Genomic DNA, 11,812 nt, shown 5'->3' on the forward strand with positions numbered 1-11,812 from the left:
CGCGGAGGACGCACACGACGCGCACAGTCCGGGAGCCGCCCCATGTCGACCGAGAACCCACAGCCGCTCTGGCAGCCAGATGCGCAACGCATCGCCCAGGCACGCATCACCAGGTTCCAGGCCTGGGCGGCCGAGCACCACGGAGCCCCCGCCGAGGGCGGATACGCCGCCCTGCACCGCTGGTCCGTCGACGAGCTGGACACCTTCTGGAAAGCCGTCACGGAGTGGTTCGACGTCCGCTTCTCCACCCCCTGCGCGCGCGTGCTCGGCGACCGGACCATGCCCGGCGCCCAGTGGTTTCCCGGCGCCACGCTGAACTACGCCGAACACGCCCTGCGCGCGGCCGGCACCCGCCCGGACGAACCAGCCCTCCTGTACGTCGACGAGACCCACGAACCGGCCCCCGTCACCTGGGCAGAGCTGCGCCGCCAGGTCGCCTCCCTCGCCGCCGAACTGCGCGCCCTCGGCGTACGCCCCGGCGACCGCGTCAGCGGGTACCTCCCCAACATCCCGCAGGCCGTGGTCGCGCTGCTCGCCACGGCCGCCGTGGGCGGCGTCTGGACCTCCTGCGCGCCCGACTTCGGCGCCCGCAGCGTCCTCGACCGCTTCCAGCAGGTCGAACCCGTCGTCCTGTTCACCGTCGACGGCTACCGCTACGGGGGCAAGGAACACGACCGTCGCGACACCGTCGCCGAACTCCGCCGGGAACTGCCCACCCTCCGCGCGGTGATCCACATCCCGCTCCTCGGCACCGAGGCCCCGGACGGCGCGCTGGACTGGGAGACCCTCACCGCCGCGGACGCCGAGCCGGTGTACGAGCAGGTGCCCTTCGACCACCCCCTGTGGGTGCTCTACTCCTCCGGCACCACCGGCCTGCCCAAGGCCATCGTCCAGTCCCAGGGCGGCATCCTCGTCGAGCACCTCAAGCAGCTCGGCCTGCACTGCGACCTCGGCCCCGGGGACCGCTTCTTCTGGTACACCTCGACCGGCTGGATGATGTGGAACTTCCTCGTCTCCGGCCTGCTCACCGGCACCACGATCGTCCTCTACGACGGCAGCCCCGGCTTCCCCGCCACCGACGCCCAGTGGCGCATCGCGGAACGCACCGGCGCCACCCTTTTCGGCACCTCCGCCGCCTATGTCATGGCCTGCCGCAAGGCCGGCGTCCACCCGGCCCGCGACCTGGACCTCTCCGCGATCCAGTGCGTCGCCACCACCGGCTCCCCGCTCCCGCCCGACGGCTTCCGCTGGCTGCACGACGAGTTCGCCGCCGACGGCGCCGACCTGTGGATCGCCTCCGTCAGCGGCGGCACCGACGTGTGCTCCTGCTTCGCGGGCGCCGTCCCCACCCTCCCCGTCCACATCGGCGAACTCCAGGCCCCCGGCCTCGGCACCGACCTCCAGTCCTGGGACCCGAGCGGCACCCCCCTGACCGACGAGGTCGGCGAGCTGGTCGTCACCAACCCGATGCCCTCGATGCCGATCCGCTTCTGGAACGACCCCGACGGCAGCCGCTACCACGACAGCTACTTCGACACCTACCCCGGCGTCTGGCGGCACGGCGACTGGATCACCCTCACCTCCCGCGGCTCCGTCGTCATCCACGGCCGCTCCGACTCCACCCTCAACCGCCAAGGCGTCCGCATGGGCTCCGCCGACATCTACGAGGCCGTCGAGCGGCTCCCCGAGATCAGGGAATCCCTCGTCATCGGCATCGAACAGCCCGACGGCGGCTACTGGATGCCCCTCTTCGTGCATCTGGCACCCGGAGCCACCCTCGACGACGCGCTCCTGGACCGCATCAAGCGGACCATCCGCGCCAACCTCTCCCCGCGCCACGTCCCCGACGAGGTCATCGAGGTCCCCGGCATCCCGCACACCCTCACCGGCAAACGCATCGAGGTCCCGGTCAAGCGCCTCCTCCAGGGCACCCCGCTGGACAAGGCGGTCAACCCCGGCTCCATCGACAACCTCGACCTGCTCCACTTCTACGAGGAACTCGCCCGCAAGCGCTCCTGAGCAGCACACCGACGAGCCGGCCGCCCCGCACGGCGTCCGGCTCCCCGCGCCCGCCCCGACGCCGTTGTCAGTGCCGCCGATTACTGTGAGTGAGCATTGATCGACCGTGCACAGGGGGAAGAAATGGCGCACACCGACCAGACCGACCACACCATGCGACGCGTCCTGCGCCGCGAGATCGCGGGCACCATCGGCCTGCTCACCGACGAACACGACTTCCGCGCCATGCGGCGCTACCGCAGCTTCACCTTCCACGATCACACCGCCTACCTACACCAGGTGGAAGCCCTGCTCAGGACCCGTGCGGCACAGGGCACCCACACCACGGTCGCGCTCTTCGACCCGGAGGAGTACGCGGACTTCTGCACGGCGGCGGGCCTCGAAGCCGACACCTCCGCCAGCCGCGCCCGCTTCACGGCCGAACTCGCCGCCCACGGCCCCACCGTGCCCTACGAGGGCCAGCCCCTCACCGACCTGCTCCCGGCCCTCGTCGACGAAGCCGTCCGCCAGGCCACCTGGGAGTACACGTCGACCCTCCTCGCCCGCCTCGGCAACTGCGCCACCTGCGGGGAGGACCTCGGCCGTGCCGCCTTCACCCGGGCCTCCGGCCTCCTGCGCCGCGTCCTCGAAACGGCACCACCGGGCAGCCGGCACCTGGTCTGCAGCGTCTCGGGCCACCCGGAGGAGACCCTCGTCTCCGTCCTCCTCGTCGACGAGGAGACCGACGGCACCCCGCACATCGACGAGGCCGAGGCCCTGGAGTTCACCAGCGTCCTCGCTCTCGGCCTGGCGACGCACAGCCCCGGCGGACTCGTCATGCGGATCAGCGCCCCGGGCGGCCCCGACCGCATCCACGGCTGGAGCCTGCGCGGATACGGCCTCGAACCCCTCACCGCCGCCCAGGTCTTCGACGCCTACTGCACCGACGTCGAGTCCGGCGACCTCATCTCCCCGGAATCCAACGTCGACTACTGCGCACCGCCCGACCTCGGAGACGACCGGCTCCCACCGGGTCACCACCACTGAACGCGGGCGGGGCGCCCCACCCGAAGGTGGAACGCCCCGCACCACAGCCTGAGCAGCAGGCCGCACCCGGCCCTACTCGCCGGACAGCACCGCCTGCGCGGCGTTGCGCGCCTCCTCGGCACTGTCCGCCGCCCGGGCGGCGGCCGCGGCACGCTCGCACTGCGCCAGCGTGAACTTCGCCAGCGTCGCCCGCACGTACGGCAGCGACGCCGCACCCATGGACAGGGAGGTGACACCGAGACCGGTCAGCACACACGCCAGCAGCGGATCCGCAGCGGCCTCGCCGCAGACACCGCAGCTCTTGCCCTCGGCCTTCGCCGCCTCGGCCGACAGCGCGACCAGGTCGAGCAGAGCCGGCTGCCACGGGTCCTGCAGCCGCGACACCGCGCCCACCTGACGGTCGGCGGCGAAGGTGTACTGCGCGAGGTCGTTCGTCCCCAGCGACAGGAACTCCACCTCCTGCAGCACCGAGCGCGCCCGCAGCGCGGCCGACGGGATCTCCACCATCGCGCCGAACTTCGCCCGCAGCCCGGCCTCGCGGCAGGCGTCCGCGAACGCCTTGGCATCCGCCCGGTCCGCCACCATCGGTGCCATGACCTCGAGATAGACCGGCAGCCCCTCCGCCGCCTTCGCCAGCGCCGTCAGCTGCGTCCGCAGCACGTCCGGGTGGTCGAGCAGCGTCCGCAGACCGCGCACGCCGAGCGCGGGGTTCGGCTCGTCGCCCGGGGTGAGGAAGTCCAGCGGCTTGTCGGCGCCGGCGTCCAGCACCCGCACGACGACCCGGCCCTCCGGGAACGCCTCCAGCACCTGGCGGTAGGCGGTGATCTGCTTCTCCTCCGACGGAGCGTTCGCGCTGTCGTCGAGGAAGAGGAACTCGGTCCGGAACAGGCCGACACCCTCGGCGCCGGCCTCGACCGCCGCGGGCACGTCGGCGGGACCACCGATGTTCGCCAGCAGCGGCACCTTGTGACCGTCCGAGGTCGCGCCGGGACCCGTCGCTGCGGCGAGCGCGGCCTTGCGCTCGGCGGCCTCGGCCGCCAGCCGTGCCTTCTTCTCCTCAGCGGGATTCACGAAGATCTCACCGGTGCTACCGTCCACCGCCACGACGGTGCCCTCGGGAATCTCACCGGCGCCCGGCAGGGCCACGACGGCGGGCACGCCGAGCGCCCGCGCGAGAATTGCGCTGTGGCTGGTCGGCCCGCCCTCCTCGGTGACGAAGCCCAGGACGAGCGTCGGGTCGAGCAGCGCGGTGTCGGCAGGCGCCAGATCCCGCGCGATGAGGACGTACGGCTCGTCGCTGTCCGGAACGCCCGGCATCGGGACCCCGAGCAGACGGGCGACGATACGATTCCGCACGTCGTCGAGGTCCGCCACGCGGCCGGCCAGGTACTCACCGGCACCGGCCAGCAGGGCCCGGTAGGCGGCGAAGGCGTCGTACACGGCACGCTCGGCCGTGCTCCCGACGGTGATCCGCCGCTCGACGTCGGCCAGCAGTTCCGGGTCCTGGGCCATCATGGCCTGCGCCTCGAGCACGGCCTGCGCCTCGCCCCCGGCCAGGTTGCCGCGCGCCATCAGATCGGCCGCCACAGCTTCCACCGCCTTGCGGGCGCGCCCCTGCTCACGCTCCGCGTCCTCGGCCGGAATCTGCTTCGCCGGCGGTTCCAGAACCGCCGTCCCCATGTGCCGAACCTCGCCGATCGCCACACCGTGGCTCACACCGACGCCTCGCAGCGTTGTCTCCATCTCACCCGTCCCGATAGTGCGGCGGGTCCCGCCGCCGCGGTGGTTGTCCTACCAGCAGTCGATGCCGCCGTGCGACGGCACGGACGTCACTTCCAGAGGAAGAGACTCTCGCCGGCCTTCACGTCGCCGTCCTCACGGAGGTCCGCGAGCGCCTCGGCGGTGGCCTCCAGGGCCACGATCGGGCAGATCGGCGACTTGCCCGCGGCCTCGACCGCGGCCGGGTCCCAGCGCACCACGCCCTGACCCCGTACGACGGTGTCGCCCTTGTTCACGAGCAGCTCGAAGCCCTCGCCGTTGAGCTGCACGGTGTCGATGCCGAGATGGGTCAGCACGCCGTGCCCGCTCTCGTCGACGACGACGAAGGCGTGCGGGTGCAGGGAAACGATGACGCCGTCGACCGGAGCGACTGCCTCGGAGGGCTCCCGCACGGGGTCGATGGCGGTGCCCGGGCCGACCATGGCCCCGGAGAAGACGGGATCGGGCACGGCGGCCAGTCCGATGGCGCGTCCTGCGAGCGGGGACGAGACGGTGGTCATGGGAAGCCTCCCAGGGCGGGGATCTGTACGGGCCGTCACTGCCTTGTCCCGGACGGCACACTGAGCAGCAGGGTATGTCATAGGAAGTACCGGTTCCGCATGAGTGTTCCGATTAGAGGTCTAGACCACACTCCTCACGGATTTGCACCCGTTCCGCGGCCCCGTGTACAGTCGTTACTCCTGCCTGGGGTTGAGCGATGCGTAGCAAGGTGTCCTCGCCTCGGCAGCATCCAACTTGTCAGATCCTATCGCTGGATCGCCTTCTGCATGCCCGCAGGACGGTGGTCAAGAGCATCGGGAAAGCCTGATAGTGTTGGAAACACCGAAGGGAAGCGCCCGGAGGAAAGCCACAAGAGAGTCTCTTGGGTGAGTACAAAGGAAGCGTCCGTTCCTTGAGAACTCAACAGCGTGCCAAAAGTCAACGCCAGATATGTTGATACCCCGACCTGATCGGATCTCCGTTCGGGTTGAGGTTCCTTTGAAGTAACACAACAGCGAGGACGCTGTGAACGGTCGGACTATTCCTCCGACTGTTCCGCTCTCGTGGTGTCACCCGATTACGGGTAAACATTCACGGAGAGTTTGATCCTGGCTCAGGACGAACGCTGGCGGCGTGCTTAACACATGCAAGTCGAACGATGAACCACTTCGGTGGGGATTAGTGGCGAACGGGTGAGTAACACGTGGGCAATCTGCCCTTCACTCTGGGACAAGCCCTGGAAACGGGGTCTAATACCGGATACTGACCCTCGCAGGCATCTGCGAGGTTCGAAAGCTCCGGCGGTGAAGGATGAGCCCGCGGCCTATCAGCTTGTTGGTGAGGTAATGGCTCACCAAGGCGACGACGGGTAGCCGGCCTGAGAGGGCGACCGGCCACACTGGGACTGAGACACGGCCCAGACTCCTACGGGAGGCAGCAGTGGGGAATATTGCACAATGGGCGAAAGCCTGATGCAGCGACGCCGCGTGAGGGATGACGGCCTTCGGGTTGTAAACCTCTTTCAGCAGGGAAGAAGCGAAAGTGACGGTACCTGCAGAAGAAGCGCCGGCTAACTACGTGCCAGCAGCCGCGGTAATACGTAGGGCGCAAGCGTTGTCCGGAATTATTGGGCGTAAAGAGCTCGTAGGCGGCTTGTCACGTCGGTTGTGAAAGCCCGGGGCTTAACCCCGGGTCTGCAGTCGATACGGGCAGGCTAGAGTTCGGTAGGGGAGATCGGAATTCCTGGTGTAGCGGTGAAATGCGCAGATATCAGGAGGAACACCGGTGGCGAAGGCGGATCTCTGGGCCGATACTGACGCTGAGGAGCGAAAGCGTGGGGAGCGAACAGGATTAGATACCCTGGTAGTCCACGCCGTAAACGGTGGGCACTAGGTGTGGGCAACATTCCACGTTGTCCGTGCCGCAGCTAACGCATTAAGTGCCCCGCCTGGGGAGTACGGCCGCAAGGCTAAAACTCAAAGGAATTGACGGGGGCCCGCACAAGCGGCGGAGCATGTGGCTTAATTCGACGCAACGCGAAGAACCTTACCAAGGCTTGACATACACCGGAAAGCATCAGAGATGGTGCCCCCCTTGTGGTCGGTGTACAGGTGGTGCATGGCTGTCGTCAGCTCGTGTCGTGAGATGTTGGGTTAAGTCCCGCAACGAGCGCAACCCTTGTCCCGTGTTGCCAGCAAGCCCTTCGGGGTGTTGGGGACTCACGGGAGACCGCCGGGGTCAACTCGGAGGAAGGTGGGGACGACGTCAAGTCATCATGCCCCTTATGTCTTGGGCTGCACACGTGCTACAATGGCCGGTACAATGAGCTGCGATACCGCAAGGTGGAGCGAATCTCAAAAAGCCGGTCTCAGTTCGGATTGGGGTCTGCAACTCGACCCCATGAAGTCGGAGTCGCTAGTAATCGCAGATCAGCATTGCTGCGGTGAATACGTTCCCGGGCCTTGTACACACCGCCCGTCACGTCACGAAAGTCGGTAACACCCGAAGCCGGTGGCCCAACCCCTTGTGGGAGGGAGCTGTCGAAGGTGGGACTGGCGATTGGGACGAAGTCGTAACAAGGTAGCCGTACCGGAAGGTGCGGCTGGATCACCTCCTTTCTAAGGAGCACATAGCCGACTGCAGGCAAATGTCCTGCACGGTTGCTCATGGGTGGAACGTTGACTACTCGGCACACTTGATCCTGATCTTCTCGTCAGTACTGCTTCGGCGTGGAACACGAGTAAGGGAAGGCAAGGGTGTCGGGCACGCTGTTGGGTATCTGAGGGTACGGCCGTGAGGTCGCCTTCAGTTGCCGGCCCCGGTAAAAATCCGCGTGAGTGGGTTGTGACGGGTGGTTGGTCGTTGTTTGAGAACTGCACAGTGGACGCGAGCATCTGTGGCCAAGTTTTTAAGGGCGCACGGTGGATGCCTTGGCACCAGGAACCGATGAAGGACGTGGGAGGCCACGATAGGCCCCGGGGAGTCGTCAACCAGGCTTTGATCCGGGGGTGTCCGAATGGGGAAACCCGGCAGTCGTCATGGGCTGTCACCCGCTGCTGAACACATAGGCAGTGTGGAGGGAACGCGGGGAAGTGAAACATCTCAGTACCCGCAGGAAGAGAAAACAACCGTGATTCCGGGAGTAGTGGCGAGCGAAACCGGATGAGGCCAAACCGTATACGTGTGAGACCCGGCAGGGGTTGCGTGTGCGGGGTTGTGGGATCTCTCTTTTACGGTCTGCCGGCCGTGAGACGAGTCAGAAACCGTTGATGTAGGCGAAGGACATGCGAAAGGTCCGGCGTAGAGGGTAAGACCCCCGTAGTCGAAACGTCAACGGCTCGTTTGAGAGACACCCAAGTAGCACGGGGCCCGAGAAATCCCGTGTGAATCTGGCGGGACCACCCGCTAAGCCTAAATATTCCCTGGTGACCGATAGCGGATAGTACCGTGAGGGAATGGTGAAAAGTACCGCGGGAGCGGAGTGAAATAGTACCTGAAACCGTGTGCCTACAAGCCGTGGGAGCGTCGGGATGGAGCTTGCTCCATCCTCGTGACTGCGTGCCTTTTGAAGAATGAGCCTGCGAGTTTGCGGTGTGTTGCGAGGTTAACCCGGGTGGGGAAGCCGTAGCGAAAGCGAGTCCGAATAGGGCGTTTTTAGTAGCACGCTCAAGACCCGAAGCGGAGTGATCTAGCCATGGGCAGGTTGAAGCGGCTGTAAGAGGTCGTGGAGGACCGAACCCACCAGGGTTGAAAACCTGGGGGATGACCTGTGGTTAGGGGTGAAAGGCCAATCAAACTCCGTGATAGCTGGTTCTCCCCGAAATGCATTTAGGTGCAGCGTCGTGTGTTTCTTGCCGGAGGTAGAGCACTGGATAGGCGATGGGCCCTACCGGGTTACTGACCTTAGCCAAACTCCGAATGCCGGTAAGTGAGAGCGCGGCAGTGAGACTGTGGGGGATAAGCTCCATGGTCGAGAGGGAAACAGCCCAGAGCATCGACTAAGGCCCCTAAGCGTACGCTAAGTGGGAAAGGATGTGGAGTCGCACAGACAACCAGGAGGTTGGCTTAGAAGCAGCCACCCTTGAAAGAGTGCGTAATAGCTCACTGGTCTAGTGATTCCGCGCCGACAATGTAGCGGGGCTCAAGCGTACCGCCGAAGTCGTGTCATTGCAGCAATACGGCCAACGCCGGCTGTGATGGGTAGGGGAGCGTCGTGTGCCGGGTGAAGCAGCCGCGGAAGCGAGTTGTGGACGGTTCACGAGTGAGAATGCAGGCATGAGTAGCGATACAAACGTGAGAAACGTTTGCGCCGATTGACTAAGGGTTCCTGGGTCAAGCTGATCTGCCCAGGGTAAGTCGGGACCTAAGGCGAGGCCGACAGGCGTAGTCGATGGATAACCGGTTGATATTCCGGTACCCGCTGTGAAGCGTCAAACATCGAGCATCGTGATGCTAAGGCCGTGAAGCCGCCCTGATCTCTTCGGAGTTGAGGGGAGTGGTGGAGCCGCCGAACCAAGCGGTTAGTAGGTGAGTGATGGGGTGACGCAGGAAGGTAGTCCATCCCGGGCGGTGGTTGTCCCGGGGTAAGGGTGTAGGCCGGTGTGTAGGTAAATCCGCACACCTTGTGGCTGAGACCTGATGCCGAGCCGATTGTGGTGAAGTGGATGATCCTATGCTGTCGAGAAAAGCCTCTAGCGAGTTTCATGGCGGCCCGTACCCTAAACCGACTCAGGTGGTCAGGTAGAGAATACCGAGGCGTTCGGGTGAACTATGGTTAAGGAACTCGGCAAAATGCCCCCGTAACTTCGGGAGAAGGGGGGCCACACCTGGTGACGAGTTTTGCACTCTGAGCTGGGGGTGGCCGCAGAGACCAGCGAGAAGCGACTGTTTACTAAAAACACAGGTCCGTGCGAAGCCGTAAGGCGATGTATACGGACTGACGCCTGCCCGGTGCTGGAACGTTAAGGGGACCGGTTAGTCACATTTCGGTGTGGCGAAGCTGAGAACTTAAGCGCCAGTAAACGGCGGTGGTAACTATAACCATCCTAAGGTAGCGAAATTCCTTGTCGGGTAAGTTCCGACCTGCACGAATGGCGTAACGACTTCTCGACTGTCTCAACCATAGGCCCGGTGAAATTGCACTACGAGTAAAGATGCTCGTTTCGCGCAGCAGGACGGAAAGACCCCGGGACCTTTACTACAGTTTGATATTGGTGTTCGGTTCGGCTTGTGTAGGATAGCTGGGAGACTTTGAAGCTCGCACGCCAGTGTGGGTGGAGTCGTCGTTGAAATACCAGTCTGGTCGTGCTGGATGTCTAACCTGGGTCCGTGATCCGGATCAGGGACAGTGTCTGATGGGTAGTTTAACTGGGGCGGTTGCCTCCTAAAGAGTAACGGAGGCGCCCAAAGGTTCCCTCAGCCTGGTTGGCAATCAGGTGTTGAGTGTAAGTGCACAAGGGAGCTTGACTGTGAGACCGACGGGTCGAGCAGGGACGAAAGTCGGGACTAGTGATCCGGCGGTGGCTTGTGGAAGCGCCGTCGCTCAACGGATAAAAGGTACCCCGGGGATAACAGGCTGATCTTCCCCAAGAGTCCATATCGACGGGATGGTTTGGCACCTCGATGTCGGCTCGTCGCATCCTGGGGCTGGAGTCGGTCCCAAGGGTTGGGCTGTTCGCCCATTAAAGCGGTACGCGAGCTGGGTTTAGAACGTCGTGAGACAGTTCGGTCCCTATCCGCTGTGCGCGTAGGAGTCTTGAGAAGGGCTGTCCCTAGTACGAGAGGACCGGGACGGACGAACCTCTGGTGTGCCAGTTGTCCTGCCAAGGGCATGGCTGGTTGGCTACGTTCGGGAGGGATAACCGCTGAAAGCATCTAAGCGGGAAGCCTGCTTCGAGATGAGGACTCCCACCCCCTTGAGGGGTTAAGGCTCCCAGTAGACGACTGGGTTGATAGGCCGGATCTGGAAGCACCGTGAGGTGTGGAGGTGACCGGTACTAATAGGCCGAGGGCTTGTCCTCAGTTGCTCGCGTCCACTGTGTTGGTTCTGAAACCACGAACAACCCCATGTGCCACACATGGTGCGGTTGAGTGTTTCATAGTGTTTCGGTGGTCATAGCGTAGGGGAAACGCCCGGTTACATTTCGAACCCGGAAGCTAAGCCTTACAGCGCCGATGGTACTGCAGGGGGGACCCTGTGGGAGAGTAGGACGCCGCCGAACTCCTTTTAGAGCTCTGGCTCTTGGGCATTCAGCCCGAGAGCCAGAGCTTTTTTGCGTTGAGGTAAGGTCAGTGAGCATCATTGGCTCGTTTCCCCCAGGAGGCCCCCGCGTGGAGGTCCAGGAGACCCGCGTGCAGACCGACCGGGTCCTCACCATCCCGAACATCCTCAGCATGGCGCGCCTGGCCGGCGTGCCTCTGTTCCTGTGGCTCATCCTGCGGCCCGAGTTCGGCGGCCCGCAGAGCGACGGCTGGGCGCTGTTGGTGCTGGCCCTGAGCGGGGTCAGCGACTACCTGGACGGAAAGCTCGCACGGCGCTGGAATCAGATCAGCAGCCTTGGCCGGCTCCTGGACCCGGCGGCCGACCGCCTCTATATCCTCTCCACGCTGGTGGGTCTCACCTGGCGCGAGATTCTCCCGCTCTGGTTGACCCTTGTACTGCTTGCCAGGGAAGCGATGCTGCTGGTGATGGTGGGCATCCTCCGGCGGCACGGCTATCCTCCGCCGCAGGTGAACTTCCTGGGCAAGGCCGCCACCTTCAACCTCATGTACGCCTTCCCCCTGCTTCTGCTGAGCGACGGCAGCGGATGGATCGCGTCACTGGCCGCAGTTTTCGGATGGGCGTTCGCCGGATGGGGTACAACCCTGTATTGGTGGGCAGGTGTTCTCTACGTGGTGCAGGTCCGCCGCCTGGTTCGTGCGGACGTCGCAGCCGATTGAACTCGCCGATTGTGCGGTCCCGGTGGCCGGATGGCCCCCGCTGGAAAAGTGCGGGACCCTGGACGGGTGA

The 11,812-nt window shown here is 64.7% G+C and carries 5 protein-coding genes and 3 rRNA genes; 6 read left to right on the forward strand and 2 right to left on the reverse strand.

The window, feature by feature from the left end; all coding sequences use genetic code 11:
- Positions 1–42: 42 nt before the first annotated feature.
- Positions 43–2,019: an acetoacetate--CoA ligase gene (locus tag R2E43_RS31470; protein WP_332056765.1), complete on the forward strand. Its 1,977-nt coding sequence runs from the start codon at positions 43–45 to the stop codon at positions 2,017–2,019.
- A gap of 123 nt (positions 2,020–2,142) precedes the next feature.
- Positions 2,143–3,045, forward strand: coding sequence for a hypothetical protein (locus R2E43_RS31475; RefSeq protein ID WP_003977433.1), 903 nt, complete (start codon positions 2,143–2,145; stop codon positions 3,043–3,045).
- A 72-nt stretch (positions 3,046–3,117) separates the two neighbouring features.
- On the opposite strand, the gene ptsP is transcribed toward R2E43_RS31475, so the two are convergent.
- Both ptsP and R2E43_RS31485 read right to left on the reverse strand, forming a co-directional pair.
- Complete coding sequence (gene ptsP, locus R2E43_RS31480; RefSeq protein ID WP_030866927.1) at positions 3,118–4,788, reverse strand: phosphoenolpyruvate--protein phosphotransferase; 1,671 nt, start codon at positions 4,786–4,788, stop codon at positions 3,118–3,120.
- Positions 4,789–4,874: 86 nt separating this feature from the next.
- Positions 4,875–5,324, reverse strand: a complete 450-nt coding sequence (locus R2E43_RS31485) for a PTS sugar transporter subunit IIA (protein WP_003977435.1) — start codon at positions 5,322–5,324, stop codon at positions 4,875–4,877.
- 570 nt (positions 5,325–5,894) lie between these two features.
- Here R2E43_RS31485 and R2E43_RS31490 point away from each other — a divergent pair.
- The 4 genes from R2E43_RS31490 to R2E43_RS31505 all read left to right on the forward strand — a co-directional run bounded on the left by R2E43_RS31490 (position 5,895) and on the right by R2E43_RS31505 (position 11,742).
- Positions 5,895–7,421: ribosomal RNA gene (locus tag R2E43_RS31490) — 16S ribosomal RNA — on the forward strand.
- A gap of 280 nt (positions 7,422–7,701) precedes the next feature.
- A 23S ribosomal RNA gene (locus R2E43_RS31495) occupies positions 7,702–10,823 on the forward strand.
- An 84-nt stretch (positions 10,824–10,907) separates the two neighbouring features.
- Positions 10,908–11,024: ribosomal RNA gene (rrf, locus tag R2E43_RS31500) — 5S ribosomal RNA — on the forward strand.
- Together the 16S, 23S and 5S rRNA genes form the textbook arrangement of a ribosomal RNA operon.
- Positions 11,025–11,133: 109 nt before the next feature.
- Positions 11,134–11,742, forward strand: coding sequence for a CDP-alcohol phosphatidyltransferase family protein (locus tag R2E43_RS31505; RefSeq protein ID WP_007388195.1), 609 nt, complete (start codon positions 11,134–11,136; stop codon positions 11,740–11,742).
- The last annotated feature ends 70 nt before the right edge of the window (positions 11,743–11,812 follow it).

The organism is Streptomyces violaceoruber (genome assembly GCF_033406955.1).
Taxonomy (GTDB): Bacteria; Actinomycetota; Actinomycetes; order Streptomycetales; family Streptomycetaceae; genus Streptomyces; species Streptomyces violaceoruber.